This window comes from Mitsuaria sp. RG (assembly GCF_028369275.1).
Classification (GTDB): Bacteria; Pseudomonadota; Gammaproteobacteria; order Pseudomonadales; family Pseudomonadaceae; genus Aquipseudomonas; species Aquipseudomonas peradeniyensis.
Genome location: NZ_JAQMYQ010000010.1, coordinates 114,967 through 137,150, shown reverse-complemented (window position 1 = coordinate 137,150; position 22,184 = coordinate 114,967). Strand labels below are relative to the sequence as shown.

At 65.9% G+C, this 22,184-nt stretch carries 16 protein-coding genes; 7 read left to right on the top strand and 9 right to left on the bottom strand.

The window, feature by feature from the left end; all coding sequences use genetic code 11:
• The first annotated feature begins 191 nt into the window (after positions 1 to 191).
• Positions 192 to 749 (top strand): TetR/AcrR family transcriptional regulator, encoded by a 558-nt coding sequence (locus tag POF53_RS08650; RefSeq protein WP_203652546.1) that lies wholly within the window; start codon positions 192 to 194, stop codon positions 747 to 749.
• A 3-nt stretch (positions 750 to 752) separates the two neighbouring features.
• On the opposite strand, the gene POF53_RS08645 is transcribed toward POF53_RS08650, so the two are convergent.
• The 5 genes from POF53_RS08645 to peaA form a co-directional block, all read right to left on the bottom strand.
• Positions 753 to 2,435, bottom strand: coding sequence for an AMP-binding protein (locus POF53_RS08645; protein WP_498967284.1), 1,683 nt, complete (start codon positions 2,433 to 2,435; stop codon positions 753 to 755).
• 164 nt (positions 2,436 to 2,599) lie between these two features.
• Positions 2,600 to 3,721, bottom strand: a complete 1,122-nt coding sequence (peaD, locus tag POF53_RS08640; RefSeq protein ID WP_232857246.1) for a quinohemoprotein amine dehydrogenase subunit beta — start codon at positions 3,719 to 3,721, stop codon at positions 2,600 to 2,602.
• Positions 3,722 to 3,740: 19 nt separating this feature from the next.
• Positions 3,741 to 4,064, bottom strand: coding sequence for a quinohemoprotein amine dehydrogenase subunit gamma (qhpC, locus tag POF53_RS08635; RefSeq protein ID WP_050705338.1), 324 nt, complete (start codon positions 4,062 to 4,064; stop codon positions 3,741 to 3,743).
• Position 4,065: 1 nt separating this feature from the next.
• Positions 4,066 to 5,496: a quinohemoprotein amine dehydrogenase maturation protein gene (gene peaB / locus POF53_RS08630; protein ID WP_203652543.1), complete on the bottom strand. Its 1,431-nt coding sequence runs from the start codon at positions 5,494 to 5,496 to the stop codon at positions 4,066 to 4,068.
• 35 nt (positions 5,497 to 5,531) lie between these two features.
• Entirely contained in the window at positions 5,532 to 7,097 is a 1,566-nt protein-coding gene (peaA, locus tag POF53_RS08625; protein WP_498967281.1) for a quinohemoprotein amine dehydrogenase subunit alpha, read from the bottom strand.
• Positions 7,098 to 7,599: 502 nt separating this feature from the next.
• Between peaA and POF53_RS08620 the strand changes: the two genes are divergently transcribed.
• Complete coding sequence (locus POF53_RS08620) at positions 7,600 to 9,093, top strand: aldehyde dehydrogenase family protein (protein WP_203652541.1); 1,494 nt, start codon at positions 7,600 to 7,602, stop codon at positions 9,091 to 9,093.
• Positions 9,094 to 9,226: 133 nt separating this feature from the next.
• Complete coding sequence (locus POF53_RS08615) at positions 9,227 to 10,540, top strand: alginate export family protein (protein WP_498967279.1); 1,314 nt, start codon at positions 9,227 to 9,229, stop codon at positions 10,538 to 10,540.
• A gap of 124 nt (positions 10,541 to 10,664) precedes the next feature.
• Here POF53_RS08615 and qhpG read toward each other — a convergent pair whose 3' ends face one another.
• Genes qhpG through POF53_RS08595 form a run of 4 tightly spaced genes read right to left on the bottom strand, consistent with a single transcriptional unit; the run spans position 10,665 to position 16,267 of the window.
• Positions 10,665 to 11,963, bottom strand: a complete 1,299-nt coding sequence (gene qhpG / locus POF53_RS08610; RefSeq protein WP_498967277.1) for a flavin-dependent monooxygenase QhpG — start codon at positions 11,961 to 11,963, stop codon at positions 10,665 to 10,667.
• Positions 11,956 to 12,633 (bottom strand): subtilisin-like serine protease QhpE, encoded by a 678-nt coding sequence (gene qhpE, locus POF53_RS08605; RefSeq protein ID WP_203652538.1) that lies wholly within the window; start codon positions 12,631 to 12,633, stop codon positions 11,956 to 11,958. The genes qhpG and qhpE overlap by 8 nt, the downstream gene beginning before the upstream one ends.
• Positions 12,623 to 14,350, bottom strand: a complete 1,728-nt coding sequence (locus tag POF53_RS08600; protein WP_232857251.1) for an ABC transporter ATP-binding protein — start codon at positions 14,348 to 14,350, stop codon at positions 12,623 to 12,625. The genes qhpE and POF53_RS08600 overlap by 11 nt, the downstream gene beginning before the upstream one ends.
• A 3-nt stretch (positions 14,351 to 14,353) precedes the next feature.
• Positions 14,354 to 16,267, bottom strand: a complete 1,914-nt coding sequence (locus POF53_RS08595) for a sigma-54-dependent Fis family transcriptional regulator (RefSeq protein ID WP_232857252.1) — start codon at positions 16,265 to 16,267, stop codon at positions 14,354 to 14,356.
• 185 nt (positions 16,268 to 16,452) lie between these two features.
• Here POF53_RS08595 and POF53_RS08590 point away from each other — a divergent pair, with 185 nt between their 5' ends.
• From POF53_RS08590 to POF53_RS08575, 4 genes are all read left to right on the top strand, one after another.
• Positions 16,453 to 16,953, top strand: a complete 501-nt coding sequence (locus POF53_RS08590) for a sigma-70 family RNA polymerase sigma factor (RefSeq protein ID WP_203652536.1) — start codon at positions 16,453 to 16,455, stop codon at positions 16,951 to 16,953.
• 16 nt (positions 16,954 to 16,969) lie between these two features.
• Positions 16,970 to 17,899 carry a FecR domain-containing protein gene (locus POF53_RS08585; RefSeq protein ID WP_498967274.1) on the top strand — a complete coding sequence of 310 codons (930 nt, stop codon included), beginning with the start codon at positions 16,970 to 16,972 and terminating at the stop codon, positions 17,897 to 17,899.
• A 103-nt stretch (positions 17,900 to 18,002) separates the two neighbouring features.
• Positions 18,003 to 20,486, top strand: coding sequence for a TonB-dependent siderophore receptor (locus tag POF53_RS08580; protein ID WP_498967272.1), 2,484 nt, complete (start codon positions 18,003 to 18,005; stop codon positions 20,484 to 20,486).
• A 711-nt stretch (positions 20,487 to 21,197) separates the two neighbouring features.
• Positions 21,198 to 22,091: an RHS repeat-associated core domain-containing protein gene (locus POF53_RS08575; RefSeq protein WP_232857259.1), complete on the top strand. Its 894-nt coding sequence runs from the start codon at positions 21,198 to 21,200 to the stop codon at positions 22,089 to 22,091.
• Positions 22,092 to 22,184 lie beyond the last annotated feature (93 nt).

Here is a 22,184-nt window from a genome sequence, read left to right as displayed (position 1 = left end):
CCCCCCCCCCCCCCCCCCCCCCCCCCCCCCCCCCCCCCCCCCCCCCCCCCCCCCCCCCCGCTGCCCCAGTCAAATCAAAGAATTGTGTTTTGTTCCGTGAGAGCGGCCTTGCGCACCCTTTATGAGATTTATTCGTCTCATATGATACAATTGTGGATATTTCGTCGCCGAACCCCGACTCGAGGTCCCACATGCGTAGAACCCTCCAGGAAGAGCGCCTGCTCAAGGCCCTGGCCCAGGCCATTGTCGTCCACCCCCGCGCCACCCTCAAGGAGCTGGCGGAAACCGCCGGGGTCAGCAAGGCCACCCTGCACCGCTTCTGCGGCACCCGCGACAACCTGGTGAAACTGCTCGAGGATCATGGCGAGCAGGTGCTCAACCAGGTCATTCTTGAAGCCGACCTCGAGCGCGTCGAACCGCTGGCCGGCATCCGACACCTGATCGCCGAACACCTCAAGCATCGCGAACTGCTGATGTTCCTGATGTTCCAGTACCGCCCCGATACCTTGCTCAACGACGCCGAGGACCTGCGCTGGCAGGTCTATATCCAGGCCATGGATGCGTTCTTCCTGCGTGCCCAGCAGTTGGGCGTGCTACGCATCGACATCAGCGCGGCAGTGTTCACCGAGATATTCATGACCATGATCTACGGCATGGTCGATGCCGAGCACCGCGGTCGCGCCGCCAGCGCCAACACTGCGCAGACGGTCGAGCAATTGTTCCTCAACGGTGCCCGGCCACAGGGCTGACGACTATCGATCGGTGCCGCCAGCCAGCTCCTCGATGCTGATCTCGCGCATCCTGAACTTCTGCACCTTGCCGGTCACCGTCATCGGGAATGCGTCGACGAAGCGGAAATGACGCGGCACCTTGAAATGCGCGATGCGCGCCCGCGCCCATTCGCGCAGCTCGTCCGCGCCCAACACCTGCCCCGGATGCAGGCGGACCCAGGCGACGATCTCCTCGCCATAGCGACTGCAGGGGATGCCGATCACCTGCACATCGGCCACCGCCGGGTGGGTGAAGAAGAACTCCTCCAGCTCCCGCGGGTAGATGTTCTCGCCGCCGCGGATGATCATGTCCTTGCTGCGGCCGACGATGCGCACATAGCCTTCGTCGTCCATCACCGCCAGGTCGCCGGTGTGCATCCAGCCATCGGCATCGACGCTCTCGGCGGTGGCCTTGGGGTTGTTCCAGTAGCCGAGCATCACGCTGTAGCCACGGGTGCACAGCTCGCCGATCTCGCCGCGTGCCAGGGTGCAGCCTGCGCTGTCGATCACCTTGCTCTCCAGCCACGGCTGGGTACGACCGACGCTGGTCACCCGGCGCTCCAGGTCGTCGGCGGCGCCGGTCTGCAACGACACCGGGCTGGTCTCGGTCATGCCGTAGGCGATCTGCACCTCGCTCATGTGCATCTCGTCGATCACCCGGCGCATCACCTCGATCGGGCAAGTGGCGCCGGCCATGATGCCGGTGCGCAGGCTGCCCAGGTCGAACTCGTGGCGGCGCGGGTGGTCGAGCTCGGCGATGAACATGGTCGGCACGCCGTACAGCGCGGTGGCGCGCTCCTCGGCCACGGCCTGCAGGGTCAGCAGTGGATCGAAGGCATCGTTGGGGTAGATCAGGGTGCTGCCGTGGGTCATGCAGCCGAGGTTGGCCATGACCATGCCGAAGCAGTGGTACAGCGGCACCGGCACCACCAGCCGGTCGTGCTCGGTCAGCCCGAGGCTTTCACCGACCATGTAGCCGTTGTTGAGGATGTTGTGGTGGCTGAGGGTCGCGCCCTTGGGGAAACCGGTGGTGCCGGAGGTGTACTGGATATTGATCGGCTCGTGCCGGTGCAGGCTGGCCTGGCGTGCGGTCAGTTGCCCGGCGTCGGTTTCGCCGGCGCGGGCCTGCAACGCCGGCCAGGCCAGGAAGCCGCTGGGTGGCGTATCGGCCAGGCTGACGACCCCGCGCAGTTCGGGCAGCCGGGTGCTTTGCAGCTCGCCCGGTCGGCAGGCACCGAGCTCGGGCACCAGGTCCAGCAGCATGGCGTGGTAATCGGAGGTCTTGAAGGCGTCGGCGCAGATCACCCATTGGCAGGCTGACTGGCCCAGGGCGTACTCCAGCTCGCTGGTGCGGTAGGCCGGGTTGATGTTGACCAGGATCGCGCCGATCTTGGCGCTGGCGAACTGGGTGATGCACCACTCGGCACAGTTGGGTGCCCAGATGCCCAGGCGATCACCGGCCTGCAGGCCCAGGGCCATCAGGGCGCGGGCGTGCTGGTCGACAGCGTCTGCCAGTTGCCGCCAGGTGTAGCGCAGGTGCTGATGGCGGACCACCAGGGCTTCGCGGTCGGGGAAGCGGGCGACGGTGGCGTCGAAAGCGTCGCCGATGCAGTGGGTGAGCAAGGGAGTGGCTTTTGAGCCTTGGGTATGGCTGGGCTGGGGCATAGGGGCTCTCTTGTTGTGCTATCCCTGTAGGAGCGGCCTTGTGCCGCGAAAGGGCTGCAAAGCAGCCCCAATCTCGCTGTGACGCTGAAATCGCCGGGGGCGCTTTGCGCCCCTTTCGCGGCACAAGGCCGCTCCTACAAGGGGGATGTGTATTTCCCGGTCCCTTAGCGGACGAACACCTGCGGCGTGGTGGTCGACATGTCGCCACCGGGCAGCTTGATGTTCTTCACCTTCTCCAGCGTATTGGGGTCGAACACCGCCAGGTCGTTGAAGGTGCCGCCCAGATAGAGCTTGTCGCCGGCCTTGTCGAAGGTCACGCAGTAGTAGGTATGGTCGAGGTTGGCGGCCTTGACCAGTTTCTTCTGCTGGATGTCGTAGCGGGCCAGGCGGTTGAGCACGCCGTACATCTGGTTCGGATCCTTGGGCGAGCGCAGGCCGGTGAAGTACAGCTCGGTCAGTTCGGCGAACTCCTGGGTGTGGGCCTTGCCGGTCTTCAGGTCGATGCTCAGGTAGCCGTACAGCGGCTCGGCGGTGGCCGGGTCCTGCTTGGCATCCTTGAACTTCGCAATGGTGTAGAGCATCGAGAACTCATGCAACGAACTCTGGTGCGGCCAGAAGTACAGCACGTCGGGGGCGCTGTAGCCTGGGCGGTTCCAGCTGCGCAGTGGCAGCGCGATGCTGTACTGGCCGGTCTTGACGTCGAGCTTGTAGATGTCCGGCCCGGCCACGTACAGGCTGCCGTCGTCGGCGGCGCGCATCAGGTAGACCTGGCGCGGCATCGGGAAGCTGCGCACGGGCTTGGCGTCCAGGCCATCACTGGTGCGGAACACCTCCAGGCGCGGCGGCTTGACCACGTAGTGGTCGTTCAGGCGCTGGCTCGGGTTGACCGTGGCGTAGACCTCCTTGCCGTCGGGGCTGATGGCGAAGGAGTACATGGCCTTGCCGACCTCGCCCGGCACGCTGGAGAGGTTGGCGTGGAAAGTGGTCTTGCAGCTGTCCAGGTCGATGCCGTAGATATCGGCGAAATGGTTGTTCAGCACGTAGGCGGTGCGGTTGTCCGGCGCCATCATCGCCGTGCCGGGGCCGAACGAATCGGGCATGCGGCAGGTCTTGTACAGGGTGTCGCTGGCCACCTCGACCACATGCAGGTTGTTCGGGTAGTTGGTGGCGATCAGGTATTCATGGCCGGCCTTCAAGGCCGGGCCTGCATCATCTGCCTGGGCCGCCCAGGCGCAGGCCGTGGCGGCAATGGTGAGCGCGAGCTGCGCGCAGAATCCAGCTTTCATGCGGTTTCCCCTTGTCGTTCTATTTGTCTTTCGGGAATACGGTGCCGAGGTTGCGCCAGTCTTCGGCGGAGTTGGTCGCCTGGGCGTTCCAGTCCTGGTAGGTGCTCATCATGTCCGGCACCTGGGCCGGCCACCAGCAAGGGTCGGAGCAGCCGTAGAGGTCGGCCTCCATCGGCTGGCACAGCGAGCTGACGCCGCCGAAGGCGTCCACTTCCCAGCCCGGGTCGGTGGTGGCGGTGCAGCCGGCCACGGCGCTCATGGCGAGCACTTCGTCGACGCGGTCTTCGGCGGCGGCCTGTTCGAGGATGCGCGCCTTGTTGTTCAGCGGTTTGAGGTGCTTCATGTCAATGCGCCTTCCTGGGAGTGATGTAGCGATCGATGAAGGCCGGGTTGGCGGCCATGATGCGGCTGTAGACCTCGATACCGAAGTCGACCCAGTCGCGCATCAGCTCGCAGTAGTGGTAGGTCGGGTGCTGCGGATCGCCATAGCGGGCGTAGCTCTCGTGGTAGCAACCACCGGAGCACAGGTTGCGGATGCGGCAGCTGTCGCAGCCGGTGCCGCTGCGGTCCAGGCGCTGCGAGAGAAAATCATTGAGCTGCGCCTGTTTCACGCCCTGGTGCACGTTGCCGAAGGTCGGCAGGCTGGAGCCGGTAAAACGGTGGCACAGGTTCAGCTCGCCCTCGTGATCGACCGCCAGCATCTTCAGCCCGGCGCCGCACGGTAGGGCCTTCTTGTGGCCCTCGTGGATATCGGTGATCAGCTGGTGCAGGTTGGAGAAACCGATGTTGCGATGCTCCAGCGCCGCCTCCAGGTAACGCCGGCCCAGGGCCTTCATGTTGGCGAACACCTGCACCAGCTCGTCGCCGGTGAGGTTGTAGTCGGCCATGTCGCCGGAGGTCACCGGGGCGAAACCGACCTCGGCGAAACCCAGTTCGTTGAACAGGTGGTTCCAGATGGTCTCGATATCGGTGATGCCACGGGTCAGGGTGACCCGCGCGCCCACCGGCCGGCTGCGGTAGCGCGACAGCAGCATGTCGGCCTTGCGCCGCACCACGTCGTAGGTGCCCTGCCCGCCCACGGTGATGCGGTTGCGGTCGTGCACGGTCTTGGGCCCGTCGATGCTGACCGACAAACCGAAACGGTGAGCGTCGAGCCAGTCGACGACTTCCTCGGTCAGCAAGGTGGCGTTGGTGGTCATGATGAACTCGACCTGCTTGCCCACCTCGGCGAAGCGCCGCTCGCAGTAAGCCACCATGTGCTCGATCAGCGCCCGGTTGGACAGCGGCTCGCCACCGAAGAACACCACGCTGTAGCGCTGCTCGTCGGGCGACTCCTTGAGCAGCATCTCCACCGAGGCCTCGGCGGTGGCCGTGTTCATCTTGCGCCCGGCCGAAGGCTTGTCGAGGTCTTCCTTGTAGCAGTAGGTGCAGCTCAGGTTGCAGCCGGTGTTGACGTTGAGCACCACGGTGTTCAGCGCCGTGCGCTCGACCTGTTTCAGGGCAATCTCCGGCGTCAGCGGCGAGCCGTCGCTGACCACTTCCAGGGCGATCAGCTCGCGCAGGGTTTCCTCGATGTCCTGTCCGGAAAACTGCTGGCCGAGGCGTTGCATCAGCTCCTCGGCGGAGCAGCCCTGGCGGCGCAGGGCGTCGATGATGCCGCCGGTCACCGCGTCGGCGGCGAACAGCGAACTGCTGGGGATATGGAACAGCATGCGGTCGGCATCCACCTGCACTTCGTGCAGGTTGCGTTCGACCAGGTTCAGTAGTGCGCCCATGGCGACCTCCCGGGATTCGATGCGTCAGTTGATGCCTATGGCAGTGGCGGATTGTTCCAGCGTTGCACGGTGACGATCATGTGCCCCTCGCCCTGCTGGCCACCGTCGGCGAGGGTGGCGATCACCTTCAGGTTGCCGGCGTTGTTGGTCATCATCTTGCGCGCCGGGTTGGGCCCTGCCCCGCCCGGCACGAACACGCCGTCGGCCTGCATCTGCCCGGCGAACTTGACGTCTTCGTCCTCGACCGCCCGTTCGTTGAACGGTTCGACTTTCCAGGTGGCCGGCAGATAGCCGATGCGCAGCGGCTGGCCGCTGGCGTCCTTGCCCCAGGCCTCGGCCTCGAAGCGGCCCTGGACCTTGGGCACCGAGGCGCCGTTCTCGCCGATGCGGGCAATGGAGAATGCCGGCACCACCTTGACCTCCTCGACCTTGTCGTACACCGCCAGTTGCACGCCCTTGAGCGCGCCCACCGCGACCTCGCGCTGGCCAGCGGCGGCGTCCCTGGCGGCACGTGCCTTGACCCGGATCAGCGTCGGCGTCGACTCAAGCACCTCGGTCACCTCGACGCCCGCGCCCAGGTCGGGCTTGCCGGACAGGTCGCTGCCCACCAGGTTGATCTCGCTGTCGCCGCCGGCCTTGATGAACGCCGGCTGCACCGCCAGCAGTCGGCCCTGGCCGGCCTTGGCGGCGCTGAAGTCCAGGCCGCGCTCGTCATGCTCGGCCTCGAACATGCGGCCCTTCATCTGGCCGTCGATGGCGGCGAACACCTGGCGCAGGTTGGCTTCGCCGACCTTGACGTTGCCACGCCACTCATAGCCGTTGTAGAGGATCGCCGAGCCGCTGCCGTTGAACGGCGTGCCATCGGCATAGGCGCCCTTGAGTTCGACCTTGAAGGTGTCGCCCTGCTCGGCGCTGACCGTCATCACCCCGCGCACGTCGCCCTTGGCCAGCATGTGGCCGCTGAACGCCCATTGCCCGGCCAGGACCTTGGACTCGGGCCGCGCCTTGAGCCACTCGGCCCAGGCCGGATTGTCGAGGGGGAAGCGCTTGGCCAGGTCCGGCACCATCTGCTTGAGGGCGATGTCCAGCCAGTCGCGGTCGCGGGCCTGGGCCTGGTACTCGAGGGACGGCCACTGGCCGAGGTGGAAGTTGACCAGGTGTTCCCATTCCTTGGCCGGACGCCGCTGCAGGGCGACCCGGGCGCCGGAGTGGCAGCGGCCGCACATCTGGCTGAGCTGATCGTCGAAGTGCTCGACGGTGTTCAGCCGCCGCTCCATGGCGTAGCGCACGCCCTCGGTCTCGCTGGGCGCCAGGCCCTGCTTGTCGGCCAGGTACTTGACCAGGGTGCGGCGATCGTTGTCGCTGATCGAAAGGCCATGCATCACCTGCATGCGGGCGATGCTCATCAGCCAGCCTTCCGGGGTCTTGCGCTGGTGGCTGATGCGGCTGTAGCTGTCGTTGCCTTCGGGGATATGGCAACCCATGCACTTGTTCTGCAACAGGCTCGGGCCCTGCTCGGCCGCCATGGCCTGGGCGGCCAGCAGTGCGGTGGCGACCAGCGCCAGTGTGCCCGCCTGCCGCCGGAGTCGAGTCGTCTTCAAGGTCAGACCTCCACGGTGTTGTTCTTATCGTTATTCGCACGCTTGGGTACAGCGGTGTGCATGTGACAGTTGCGATACAGGAAGTGTGCCAGTTGCGGCAAAAATGTTTTGGATCAGTGAGTTACCTTGGTTTTGCGGGTAGGGGCCAGCGTTTGGGATTGTAGGTGAACGTCCCATTTCGCGACTGGGTGTTTCACCTTGAGACAGTTGCCGGGGCTGCTTCGCAGCCCTTTCGCGGCACAAGGCCGCTCCTACACAGGAGACCGCGATCCCCTGTAGGAGCGGCCTTGTGCCGCGAAAGGGCCGCACAGCGGCCCCAGCACCCGTGAATGTGTGTCACACGACGTCTCACCCGATCTCAATATGCAACAGATCAACCCTGATTCTATTCACTCCCAATCCGGCAAAAGCCACCACTAGCTGGGCCTACCCGCCATCCGAGTCCTTTGGCACGCCCATTGCCCCAGCCCTGGTCACAACCATGACAAGAGGCACCGCCCCCATGCATTCCGAACTGCCGATCCTCCCCGCCACACGCGACTTCCTCGCACGCAAGCTCAGGATGCGCATCGGCGCCGACTGGCAGGACGCCGCCAGCGGCCGCACCATGACCTTGCGCAACCCGGCCACCGGCGAGGTCCTCGGCGAGGTGCCCGCGGCCGAGGCCCAGGACGTGGACCGCGCCGTGCAGGCCGCGCGCCAGGCCTTCGACAACTCGGCCTGGAGCCGCACACGCCCGCGTGAACGGCAGAACCTGCTGTGGCGCCTGGCCGACCTGATGCAGCGCGATGCCCGGGAGCTGGCCGAGCTGGAATGCCTGAACAACGGCAAGAGCGCCGCCGTGGCCCAGGTGATGGACGTGCAACTGGCCATCGATTTTTTGCGCTACATGGCCGGTTGGGCCACCAAGCTCGAAGGCAGCACGGTCGAGCCCTCGCTGCCGCTGATGCCCGACGATGAGTTCCACGGCTTCATCCGCCGCGAAGCGGTCGGCGTGGTCGGTGCCATCGTCGCCTGGAACTTCCCGCTGCTGCTGGCCTGCTGGAAGCTCGGTCCGGCCCTGGCCACCGGCTGCACCGTGGTCCTCAAGCCTGCCGACGAAACCCCGCTGACCGCGCTGAAGCTCGCCGAACTGGTGAGCGAGGCCGGCTACCCGGATGGCGTGTTCAATGTGATCACCGGCACCGGGCTGAACGCCGGCGCCGCCCTGAGCCGCCACCCGGGCGTGGACAAGCTGACCTTCACCGGCTCCACCGAGGTCGGCAAGCTGATCGGCAAGGCCGCCATGGACAACATGACCCGCGTCACCCTGGAGCTGGGCGGCAAGTCGCCGACCATCGTCCTGCCCGACGCCAACCTGCAGGAAGCCGCCGCCGGCGCCGCCACCGCGATCTTCTTCAACCAGGGCCAGGTGTGCTGCGCCGGTTCCCGGCTGTACGTGCACCGCAAGCACTTCGACAACGTGGTGGCCGATATCGCCGGCATCGCCAACGCCATGAAGCTGGGCAACGGCCTGGACCCGACCGTGCAGATGGGGCCGCTGATCTCGGCCAAGCAGCAGGACCGGGTCACCGGCTACATCGACCTGGGCCGCGAGCTGGGCGCGACCATCGCCTGCGGCGGCGAAGGCTTCGGCCCGGGCTACTTCGTCAAGCCGACGGTGATCGTCGATGTCGACCAGCGCCACCGCCTGGTGCAGGAGGAGATCTTCGGCCCGGTGCTGGTGGCTATGCCGTTCGACGACCTCGACGAGGTGGTGCGCATGGCCAACGACAACCCCTACGGGCTGGGCGCGAGCATCTGGTCCAACGACCTCGCCGCAGTGCACCGGATGATCCCGCGGATCAAGTCCGGGTCGGTGTGGGTGAACTGCCACAGCGCACTGGACCCGGCGCTGCCGTTTGGCGGCTACAAGCTCTCCGGCGTCGGCCGCGAGATGGGCGCGGCGGCGATCGAGCACTACACCGAGCTGAAGTCGGTTTTGATCAGGCTCTGAGTCTTCCTGCACTGGCCTCTTCGCGGGTAAACCCGCTCCCACAGGATTCGCTCGATCCCTGTGGGAGCGGGTTTACCCGAGAAGAGGCCGGAACAGCCCCTACAGAACACACAATAAAAACATGGAGCACACCATGACGCACAAGCTCGCCTGCACATTGGCCCTGCTGCTGGCCTCTCCCCTGACCCAGGCTCATGAACTCTACAACAACGCCGGCACCACCCTGGACGCCAACCTCGAAGCCCTGTTCGGCGTCTTCCACAGCGACGAAAGCTTCGACCAGTTCGGCAACCGCCAGCCCGGCAGCAGCAATTGGCGCGAGGGCTACGTCAAGTACGGCCTGAGCGCCAGCCAGGCCCTGGCCGACAGCGGCACGCTGTACGGTGCCTTCAGCCTGCTCAGCTCGGCCACCTGGGGCGATGGCGACGCCGCCGGCTTCACCCTCGGTGACGAACGTCGCACCGGCATCGAGGACGCCTACCTGGGCTGGCGCTCGGGCAACCTGTTCCCGGCCCTCGGTGAGGATGGCATCGATGTCTCTGGGGGCCGTCAGGTCATCACCCTCGGCGACGGCTTCCTGATCCAGGGCGACCCGGTCAATGCCGGCAATGTCGACCTGGGCGCCGATTTCGACCGCGGCGGCGCCTACTACCTGGCGGCGCGCAAGGCCTTCGACCGCACCGCCGTGTTGCGCCTGGGCGGCAAGCAAGGCTGGCGTGGCGACCTGATGTGGCTCAAATCAGACAACCCGTTCCAGGCCGACACCGCCATGGCGGTGGCCAACCTCGAACATGTCAGCGATGCGGGCACCGTGGGCCTGAGCTGGATCCACGGTCTGGATGTCGACCGCCGCTACGCCGAGATCCTCGGCCTGGAACACCGCGACGGCATGGACACGGTGAGCCTGCGCGGGCGTGGCAACCTGGGGGTGAAAGACCTCGAGCTGGCCGCCGAATACGTCACCCAGGACCGCACCGGCGGACGCGAAAACGCCTGGTACCTGGAGGGCAACTGGACGTTCTCCGAGCTGCCCTGGGAGCCCACCGCCACCTACCGCTACAGCCGCTTCTCCGAGCATTTCGACCCGCTGTTCTATGGCCTGAGCCGTGGCTACGGCACCTGGTTCCAGGGCGAGGTGGCGGCCAACTACGCCGGGCCCTTCAACAGCAACACCCAGGTGCACCATGTGGCACTCAAGGCCACGCCGCGGGAGGGCCTGACCGTGGGGGCGCTGTACTTTGACTTCGACACGCTCGAGACCGACCAGGGCAACCTGGGTGGGCGCGAGGTGGACCTGTATGTGGAATGGATGGTCAACGAGCACTGGCTGATCAGCCCGCTGGTGGGGATCTATACCCCACAGCGCAGTGCGCAGGATGGCGGCGTGCAGTTGGGTGGCCGGGATAGGGGGACCTATCTGCAGCTGGTGGTCGGGACCTTCTTCTGATTCCAGATTATGGGGCCGCTGCGCGGCCCTTTTCGCGGCACAAGGCCGCTCCTACACAGGAGACCGCGATCCTCTGTAGGAGCGGCCTTGTGCCGCGAAAGGGCTGCGCAGCAGCCCCACAGTCTCAAGGACACCCCTGCTCCAACAACCACCGCCGCACCATCATCTGCTGCTGTGCAGGCCGATCACGCAACAACGCCTGCAGCGACAGCCCCGCCTGCACCCCACGGACCACGGGCGCCAACTCAACCCCTTGCAAGTGCCACACCCCCAACGGCTGGTCTGCCGTCACCACCACCTCGGCCTCCTCCACGAAGCCATTACGCAACACCGGCCGACGCTCCACCGTCACAACGCTCCAGGCGGCCTGGGCATGGATCGGCTGCGTATCCGGCCATTCGCGGCGCGCAGCCCAGAACGCGGCCGTCGCCCGCGACTGCTCCTGATCGTAGAAATCCCGGCCAATACGGGCAAAGCGCAGGAACAGCTGCTCAATCCGTTCCTGGTGAAAGCGCAGCGCCTGGGCCGCGTGCTCAGGCCGCTGCAACAAGGTGTTGATCACCACCGGCGCCTGCAAGGCCGATGACAACGACTGGAAGATCCCGTTACCCGACAGCGGGTCTACCGCCATCGCCGCATCCCCCACCCGCAGCCAATCATCGCCTGCGCAGGCGCCGGCCAGGATCGCGGTGCTGCTACGGGCATGCACCTGCGCAGGGGCGAAGGCCTGCTCGCCGAACAGTTGCTCCACCAGCGCCGAACCACGCCGACGCTCGGCACAGTATTCGGGCAAGGCCGCCTTGCCCGGCAGCTGTGCCGCCGTCGCATCCAGCGTCACCTGCCAGTAGCAGCGGCCATCGGCCAGTCGCGCCATCCAGGCCCAGCCGTCGTCCAGGCTCTCCACCGCCGAGGCCGGCGTGCCGGGCGCTGCCTGCCAGAGGTTGAGCAGGCTGACGGTCTCCGGTCCGCGCAGGCGACCTTCGCTCAACGGCGCCTGGCGACCACGGGCCTCGACCAGGAAGTTACCGTGCAAGGTGCGACCGTCGTCCAGGTGTAACCGGTACCCCTGCCCCCGCGCCACCTCGCGCACACGCCCTTCGACCAGCTCGACACCGGCGCGGCGCAGGTCGTCGCGCAGGGCCTGGTCGAAACGCTGGCGATCGAGCAGGCATTCCTGGTTCGGTTGCAGCCGCTCGCCGTTCCAGTGCACCTGACGCGCGGCCGGCGTGGTGGCCTCGGCCAGGGCGGCGCCCAGGCCGGCATGACGCAGGCCCTCCAGCACCCGCTGCGACACGCCTTCCACCGCGGCGAAGCGGCGCCAGTCGGACACCACCGTGACGGCATAGCCCATCCGCCGCAGCCCCAGCGCCGTGGCTGCGCCGGCAGGTCCGGCACCGAGTATCAGGATGCTCGATTCAGACATTGATCAGCCCCTTGCGCTCAGGGCCGGCAAACGCCGCGTGGGTTTTCAGCCACCGCAACAGCGCCTCCCGGGTCATGCCGGGCTCCTCGCGCAGCAGGGCCGCCACCCGGCCGCTGAATGCGGCGCAGGCCAGGCTGGCGCCTGCCCCGCCATCGCTGCCGACCGCCGCGCCGAAATCGGCCTGGGCCGTGTCCAGCCACGACCACTGCCCGGCAGCGCAGCGGGCATCGCCGGTCACGCGGATGACCCCGGGGTAGCTGGCCGGGTACACCGGCTCGCCCCGCGCCGGGCTGGAGGCGCACAGCAGCACCCCGGCGGCCACGGCCTCGGCGCAGGCCTGGCGCAACACCGGGCGGTCCTGGCGCAGGCCCAGGCTCAGGTTGACCACGCTCGCGCCGGCTTCCACCAGCCACAACAGACCAGCCGCCACCTGCAAGGCACTGGTGCTGCCCTGCCCGGCGAACACCTGGGCCAGCAGCACGGGCTGGGCGCCGGACTCGGCGCGCAGCCGCGCCAGCACGGCGCTGCCATGGCCCAGGGCGTCCGGCAGCGGGTCACCCTCGCGCAACATGCCCTCTTCGAGCCAGAAGCGACGCGCATCCAGCAGGCCGGCCGCCTGCTCCGGCGAGCAGCCGCTGTCGATCACGCCGATGCACGGTTCAGCGGCCATGGTCGGCGGGCTCCTTGCTGCGCAACTGTCCGTCCAGCAGTTCTAGGTGCAGGTCGGCATCGGCGAGGGTCGAGGCGCGGTGGCTGATGAGAATCCGCGTGCGCCCGGCGAACAGCTGGTCAATGGCGGCGATCACCTCGCGCTCGGTGGCTTCATCCACCGCCGAGGTGGCTTCGTCCAGCACCAGGATCGCCGGTTGCTGCAGCAGCGCCCGGGCGATGGCGATGCGTTGCTTCTGCCCACCGGACAGCTGCTGGCCACGCTCGCCCAGCAAGCCGTCGAGCCCCAGCGGCAGGCTCTGCACCAGGCTCTCCAGACGGGTCAGGCGCACCACCCGCTCGAGGTCGTCACGGCTGGCCTGGGGCGTGCTGTAGGCCAGGTTCTGCGCCAGGGTGCCGCGAAACAGCACGATGTCCTGGCTGACCACGGCGATGCGTCGCCGCAGGGCCTGCAGGTCGAGCTCGCGCAGGTCGACGCCATCGAGCAGGATGCGCCCGCCATCGGGGTCGTAGAAGCGTTGCAGCAGGTCGATCAGCGTCGACTTGCCGACGCCGGAGGCGCCACTGATGGCAACCTTGGCCCCGGCCGGCAGACTGGCATCGACCTTGTCCAGCACCTTGCCCTGGCGCCCGTCGTGGGCGAAGCACACCGCGTCCAGGCGCAGCTCGCCGGGCCCCTGCGGCATGGGCCTGGGATCATCCGCCTCGCGCACCGCGACCGCCTCCTGCTTGAGCTCCATCACCCGGCCCAGGCTCACGGCCATCCGCTGCACCGCCACGTACAGGCCCAGCAGGCTCTGCACCGGGCCGACGGCCATGCCCATGTAGGTGGAGAACGCGATCAGCGCACCCAGCTGCCAGGTCCCCTGGATCACCCACCAGCCGCCGACCAGGAATGCGCACGCCCGGCACCAGGAGGTCAGGGTGCCGGGCACCGCCTGGGTGAAGAACTCGGTGACCTGCACCTTGAGCAACTGCCCCATGTAGCCCTGGCCCAGCCGGTCGAGGCGTTCGGCCTCGCGCTGCTGTTGGCCGGCGGCCTGGATGAACTTCATCGCCGGCAGCGTCTCGACCAGGAACGACGACACGTCCGCCGAGCGCTCGCGCAGGCTGCGCACCTCGCGCTCGACCTTGCGCCGCATCCAGCGCAGCCACAGCACCTCGATCGGAATCAGCAGCGCCAGCAGCAGCGACAGCTGCCAGGACAGCATCAGCATCAGGGCCACGGCGCCGACCAGGCCGATCAGCGCCGACACCGCCGAGAACAGCGAGTCCACGGCAAACCGCTGGATCTCGGCGACATCGCCGTCCAGCCGCGACAGGATGTCGCCGGTGCGCCGCCGGCCGTAGAAGGTCGGCGACAGCCGTTGCAGGTGGCGGTACAGGTCATCGCGCAGGGCGAACAGGATGCGCCCGGACAGCCGTGTATGCAGGTAGCGGTTGACCCCGGCCAGCACGGTGCCGAGCAGGCCGGCGACGATCATGATTGCCGCCATGTGCCAGAGGGTCTGGTAGTCCTTGGCCAGCAACCCCTCGTCGATCAGCGTCTTGACCAGCCAGGGTTGCGCCAGGGCCAGCAGCGAGGCGCCCAAGGACAGCGCCAGCAGCACGCCGATGGCGCCACGGTGTGGACGCACGAAGCCATACAACCAGGCCAGCGCCTGACGCATCAGCGCCGGGTCGCTGGATTCGATCAGCCGGGAAAACAGTCCGCCCATGGCTCAACCACGCAACTGCTTGAGCTTGCGGTACAGCGTCGCGCGACTGATGCCCAGGGCCTCGGCCGCTGCCGAGACATTGCCCTGATGGCGGGCCAGGGCGGCGCGGATCAGCTCCAGCTCGTTGTCGCGCAGGCTGCCGGACGGCGCGGCGCCACTGGCCAGTTCATCGAGCAGGCAGTCGGTGAGATGGTCGAGGGTCAGCACCTGCTCGCCCTCCTCGCGCATCGCCAGGGCGGTACGCACCACCATCTCCAGCTGGCGGATGTTGCCCGGCCAGTCGAAGTTCTCCAGCAGCGCCACCAATGGTGCATCGAGGCTGACGCCCCTGGCCCCGGACTTGTCCAGCAGGCCCTGGATGAGCGTCGCCAGGTCGTCGCGCTCGCGCAGTGCCGGCAGGCGCAGGGATACACCGTTGACCCGGTAGTAGAGGTCTTCGCGGAACTGCTGGTCGGCGACCAGGCGCTTGAGATCGCGGTGGGTGGCGCAGATCAGCGCCACATCGATGTCCTGCTCCTCGCCGGCCCCGAGCGGCGCCACCCGGCGCTCCTGCAGGACACGCAACAGGCGCGCCTGCAAGGCCAGGGGCATGTCGCCGATCTCGTCGAGGAACAGCGTGCCGCCATGGGCCTGCATCAGCCGCCCGACCATGCCGCCACGGCGCGAGCCGGTGAAGGCGCCCTCGCGGTAACCGAACAGCTCGGACTCGATCAGGCCCTCGGGAATCGCCGCGCAGTTGACCGCCACGAACGGCTTGTCGGCCCGCGGGCCGGCCTGGTGCAGGGCACGGGCGGCGACTTCCTTGCCGGTACCGGTTTCGCCCAACAGCAGCACCGGCAAGCCATTGGCCAGGCCCTGGCGGGCCATGCGCAAGGCTCGGGCCAGGCGGGCATCGCCGCCGGCCAGGGCCTCCAGGGCCTGGGCCTTGGCCGGCTCAGCCGGCTTGGTGGTGAACGCCGGACCACTGACGCGGCCATGCCGTGGCAACTGCAAGGCGCGGAAGAAGAATTCGCCCTTGGCGGTCTGCACGCTGCTGACACCGCCCTGCCACAGGCGGGCAATGAATGCCGGCGAACGCTCGCCCAGCAGGTCGCTGCTGCGCCGCCCAAGCAGCGTCTGGCGAGACATCTGCAGCAGTTGGCAAGCATTGTCGTTGGCCGCCAGCACCTCGCCTTCCAGGCTCAGCGCCAGCAGGCCCTGCCAGGCACTGGCCAGGTACTGCGGCCGACTATGGAAGGCCAGCACCAGGTGCTCGGGGTGATACAGCCCGAACAATCGGCTTTCGATATTGCCGGCGGCCAGCAGCAGCGTGGAGAGGCTGTCCTGGGGCTGGGCCATGACGCCTTCACGGGTCACATCAAGCACACCGATCACTTCGCCACGCGGATCGCGCAGGGGCACCGAAGTGCAGGAGAACGGGCTGAGCCGGTCCAGGTAGTGCTCGCCGCAGTTGATCAGGGTCGGCTGGCCCTCGACCACCGCCGTGCCGATGGCGTTGGTGCCGCGCAGGGCCTCGCTCCAGCAGCTGCCCGGGTGCAGGTCGCGCAGGCCCTCGCGCTCGAGTGTCTGCTTCTGGCCCTCGATGGCCAGCACATTGGCCTGGGCGTCGCCGAGGATGACGATGCCGCTCTTGCCCTGGCGCTTGACCAGGTAATCCAGTTCGGGGGTGACCGCGTCGATCAGCAGGCGGTTGTGCTCCAGCAGCGCACGCAGGTCCAGGCCATGGCGGATGCCCAGGCCTACCTGCTCGCCCTGCAGGCAGTCCAGGCCGTGGCCGAGGCTGCGGCGCCAGGAGGCGTCGATCTCGTCACGCAGCATGCCGGAGGGCAGCTCGCCTTCACTGGCCAGCTTCAGGCGGACCAGGCGGGATTGCTGCAGCGGGTCGTTGGCGTTTGTTGTTGGAAGTTGTCGCGCCATTGCGTGCTCCAGGGGTGCCCCGCTCAGGCGGGGCAATGGGCATCGGTTTTTTCGGCAGTGTGCGTCAGAATTCGTTGGCAGTCATCTAGTACGCGCAAGCCACGCCAGCAGCCGTGGACCTTGCAATCCCCCCGCCGCACCGAGACAATGCGAGCAATTACCATTTACATCATGGATCCCGCTCTATGTCGACGCTCGACCGCTCGGCGCTGCACCAGCTGTACAGCGAGAACAACGGCTGGTTGAAAAGCTGGTTGCGCGCGCGCCTGGGCAATACCGCCGATGCGTCCGACCTGGCCCACGACACTTTCCTGCGGGTCATGACCGCCCGCAACCAGGCGCCCATCCGCGAGCCGCGCAGCTACCTCAGCGCCATCGCCCGCGCACTGCTGATCGACAAGGTTCGCCGCCGCGCCATCGAGCAGGCCTACCTGCAGGCCCTGGCCCTGCGACCCGAACCGGTCGAGGTGTCGCCGGAGATTCGCCTGTCGATCATCGAGATGCTGGTATCGGTCGATGCAATGCTCGACGAGCTCGGCCCCAGGACCCGCGACATCTTCCTCGCGGTGCAACTGGAAGGGCTGACCTATGCGGCGGTCGCCGAACGCTTCGACGTCTCGATCACCACGGTGAAAAACCACCTGATCCGGGCCATGACCCGCTGCCTGCTGGTGGTCGAGAGCTGAGGGCTGGTCAATGGATATGAAGACACTCGAAGCGGCCGCGACCTGGTACGTGCAGCTCAATGACGGTGATGCCGACACTGCACGGACCCAGGCCTGGCAGACGTGGCTGGCCGCAAGCCCGGCGCATGCCGAAGCCTGGACGCGAGTGGAGAAGCTTCAGCGACAATGGGCAATGGTGCCACGCCAGGCCGCGCTGTCGGGTTTGGGCGCGGCCCAGGCGCAGCGCCGCGAGGTGCTGAAAGTACTGGGCATGCTGCTGGCCGTCGGCGGCGGCAGCTGGCTGGCCAGCGAACAGGTGCCCTACAGCGCCCTCCTCGCCCAGCAGCGCACCGGCAGCGGCGAACGGCGCTCGCTGCGCCTGGAGGATGGCTCGCAGCTGGAGCTGAACGTCGACACCGCGCTGGATGTGCGTTTCGATACGCAGGTACGGGCGATCCAACTTTATCGCGGCGAGATCCTGGTCAGCACCGCCAGCGACCCCGCCCGGCGCCCGTTCATCGTGCACACCGACAACGGTAGCGTGCGGGCGCTGGGTACGCGGTTCAGTGTGCGGCAGCTAGCGGAGCAGACACGGGTCGGCGTGTTGCAGTCGGCCGTCGAGATTCGGCCCAAGCACCATCTCGACCAGGTGCTGCGCCTGGACGCAGGGCAACAGGCCGGCTTCGACCGCGACACGTTGGCCCGCGCCCAGCCCCTGCCCGCCGACTCGACGGCCTGGGTCCAGGGCATGCTCAGCGTCAACGACTGGCGCCTGGGTGACTTCATCGACGAGCTGGGCCGCTACCGAAGCGGGGTGCTGCGTTGCGCCCCGGCCATTCGCGGCATGAGCATTTCCGGCTCGTTCCGTATCGACGACACCGATATCGCCCTGGCGAACCTGCCCAAATCCCTGCCGGTGAAGGTGCGCTACCTGAGTCGCTACTGGGTCAGCGTGGAGCCTGCCTGAGCGAAAAAAGTTTTCCGCAATCTTGCTGATTTCGATTCTCGTCCGTCCATGACACAAGCCGCGACGACAGCGACTTTCCGCCATGACACGCAAGGATCACCCAATGCCCGCTCCCCACCCCACCGCCCTCCTGCACCTGGCCATCCGCCGGTTCGCCTTCGGCCTGTCCCTCGCCAGCGTGCCCTGCGCGCTGCTCGCGCCGGCCCATGCCATGGCCAGCAGCCAGAACACCTACCATATCGCCGCCGGCCCCCTGGGCAATGCGATCACCCAGTTCGGCGTGCAGGCGGGGGTAACCATCTCGTTCGACACCGAGCAGACCCGCCACCTCAACACCGCCGGACTCGACGGCAGCTACAGCGTCGAGGAAGGCCTGCTGCGCCTGCTCGCCAGCAGCGGGCTGCAAGCCCAGCGCCAGGGCAACGGCGGCTATGTGCTGGTGCCGGCCGACAATGGCGCGGCGATGGAACTGGGGCCGTTGACCATCGACGCCAACCGCCTCGATGCCACCAGCGAGGGCACCCAGTCCTACGCCGCGCGCGCGGTGACCATCGGCAAAGGTGTGCACAGCCTCAAGGAAACGCCGCAGTCGGTCACCGTGATGACCCGCAAGATGCTCGACGACCAGAACCTCAATACCCTGGAGCAGGTGCTGGACAAAACCCCCGGCATCACCGTCTACGACTCGCCCATGGGCGGCAAGTACTTCTATTCCCGTGGCTTCAACCTCGACGGCCAGTACCAGTACGACGGCGTACCGCTGGATGTGGGCGGCAACTACGTGCAGGCCAACAGCTTCTCCAGCGACATGGCCTTCTATGACCGGGTCGAGATCCTCAAGGGCGCGGCCGGCATGATGAAGGGCTCAGGCTCCTCCGCCGGCGGCGTCAACTTCGTGCGCAAGCGCGGCCAGGACAAGGCCCACACCACGCTGACCCTGTCCGCCGGCACCTGGGACAACTACCGAGGCCAGGTGGACGTCGGCGGCCCGCTGAACGAATCGGGCACCGTGCGCGGCCGCGTCGTGGCGACCCTGCAGGATCGTCAGTATTTCTACGACAACGCCAAGCGCCAGGACCAGGTGCTGTACGGCGCCCTCGACTGGGACGTGACGCCCGACACAACCCTGGGCGTGGGCCTTGCCTATGAAGACGTCGACGCCTCGCCGTGCTATACCGGCCTGCCCCGTTATGCCGACGGCAGCGATCTGAAGCTGTCGCGCTCCACCTGCCTGGGCGCCAGCTGGAACGACCAGCAAAGCCAGCGCACCACCGGCTTCGCCGACCTCAAGCATCGCTTCAACGACGACTGGACGCTGAACTTCGCATCGGTCTACACCCACAACAACCAGAACATCGAGTATGGCTACTCCGAGGGCGCGGTGCCGGTCGGCGCCAGCAGCGCCGGAATGCGCCGTATTGTCGGCCGGTTCGATTACGACCAGGACGACTACGGCTTCGATAGCTACGTCGACGGCAAGTTCGAGGCGTTCGGCCTCGAGCACGAGCTGATCGTGGGCGCCAACGCCAGTCGGCAGAAGACCCACGACTACTTCGCGCTGATGCCGCTCGGCGGCACCCAGAACCCCTTCGACCCGTCAGGGGCCTTCCCGCACCCGTCCAAGGACCAATTCCTGGCCAACCCCAGCCGTGGCGGCAGCGCGCCCAGCGACTCCACCACCAGCCAGTACGGCACCTACGCCACCCTGCGCCTGAAGCTGGCCGAGCCGCTGACCCTGGTGCTCGGCACGCGGGTGAGCTGGTACCGCAACCAGAGCGACTCCTACACCCAGGCCTGGGATTACTGGGTACACAACCGCAGCCAGGAAAACGGCCAGGTCACGCCCTTCGCCGCGGTGCTCTATGACCTCAACGATGAGTGGACCGCCTACGCCAGCTACGCCGATATCTTCCAGCCGCAGAGCAACCTGGTGAATGCCCAGGGCCAGGCCCTGCAACCCAAGACCGGCGCCAACTACGAGCTGGGCATCAAGGGCGAACTGTTCGGCGGCGCGCTCAACACCGCCTTCAACCTGTTCCGCACGGTCGAAGAGCACCGCGCCGAAACCGACTACGCCGCCACCTGCATGGGCTCGGGCGACCAGTACTGCTACACCGATAGCGGCAAGGTCCGCGCCCAGGGCTTCGAGGCCGAGGTCAGCGGCTCGCCCATCGAGCGCCTGGAACTGCTGGCGGGCTACACCTACACCCAGACCAAGTACCTGAGCACCATCAACCAGACCGACCCGACCGAGCTCAACTTTACCTCCAGCTTCATCCCGCGGCACATGCTCAAGGTCTGGGGCGACTACCAGCTCGACGGCGCGCTCGAGCGCTGGACGGTCGGTGCCGGGGTTTCCAGCCAGAGCGACAACTTCCGCCGCCAGGGCAACCTGAGCATCGAGCAAGCGGGCTACACGCTGTGGAGCGGCCGCGTGCAGTACCGCCTCGACGAGCACTGGAGCCTGGCGTTGAACGGCAACAACCTGTTGGACAAGCGCTATTACGCGACCATCGGGGCTGCTGGCTGGGGCAACCACTACGGTGAGCCGCGTAACTTCATGGTGACGCTCAAGGGGAGTTTCTGATGGGGGCAGGGACGGCGTTGTAAGCGCCAGGCCTTTCCAGGTGTTCGCCGCGAAGGCTTTTGCGCCTGTGAGATCGAGCGCCGCCCGCGCGGCGCATCGCGGCACAAGGCCGCTCACACATCTGTTGCAACGTACCGAACCTGTCAGGCCATGGTTGCCCGCCTTGGTGCATGTCTTGAGACAGGTGAAGCGGCAGTGGTGCCCACGCTGAAACCGCGTCGGACCAACAAGGCGGACCAGGTAATGGCACAGGACTGACTGGCCCGAAACAGATGTGGGAGCGGCCTTGTGCCGCGATGCGCCGCGCGGGCGGCGCTCGATCTCATAGGCGCTGGAAAGGTTGCGGCGGACACCTGGAGGCCCTCACTCGGTCAACAGCTCTTGCCCCCAAAGACCTTGAGAGGGCTGCCCGTAAGCACGCCAACGTTTCATCACCCGCGCTCTGCTCACGGCTTGAGGAAAGCCTCAACAGCGCTGACGAACCGCTCAGGCTGATCAGCCGCCATCCATTCGGGTGAAATAAAACCTACTGCAGGTGCCGCCTTAGAAACCGAGCGCGGCCTGCGTGACTTTCGACTTTCCTGCCGCCACCAGAAATTTTTAACCGCTCGCTTCGGTGCCTCAACAGATAGCTATCAATTTTACTAGTATCTATTTTCAGGTAGCAGTGGAATGTTTATGTGCCAGACCGTAACTGCCGGACGGACCTAAATGTCTATTGATTCGAAGCGCACCGCTGGCGAAATCTTGTCAGGCAATACTCTAAGCCGTGCACTACCAGACGTATCCGTTAGACAAAAATTCAGATGCAGCTCGCACATCACCACTCTGATAGCCGCTGAACAAAATCATTCGCCCTCGAGCCTGTTCAAGTCCGCACATCCACGACGATGCATTGTCTACTCCCCCTATGGTTGGCATAAAGGTGTATTGGCGCTGCTTGGCTTTAACGGCGAGCCCTTTGATCCTTTGACGCAGCGCTATCACTTAGGTCACGGTTATCGGGCGTTCAGCCCCTCATTAAAGCGCTTCAACAGCCCTGACAGCATTAGCCCTTTTGGTGCTGGCGGCCTAAATTCATATATTTATTGCTTGGGGGATCCAGTAAACAACAAAGATCCAGATGGACACATTACAGTTGGGCAGTTTATTACAGACACCGCCCGAACCATAAGAAATTTATTTAAGCACAAGAATGCGCAAAATGATTATCAGTTGATTGGGTTTCATGGTAGCGCTTCGATTTATGAGAAATCGTTAGCTGCGGGAATCGACCCTGGATATTTTGGCAAAGGTGCTCATGGAGACGGTTTCTACGTAACTGACGACTACAAACTGGCAACAGCTTACGCCGGCATGAGTGCATCCCGCACCCGGTCCAAGGCGCGCATTTACGGGGTATACATAAAGGACTTTAACAACCTCAAAAGAGGTAAGGATTTCGACTATGCCGCCGATTATAAAATAATGGTTTTCTTTGAAAGCTCATTTGACAAAATAAAAGTGCTGCCCACAAAAAAATCAGCGCTATTTCGCAGAAATTCATATTACGAGCGCAACACAGATTTAAACTCGAAGTCAAGCAATATACGAGTTGATGCCTGACCTGCGCGATATATAGCAAGTTAGAAAAACTCGTCAGTTGGGCGCGACGACTGCGAGGGCAATGAGTACTGTAGAATACGGTGCACATTCCTT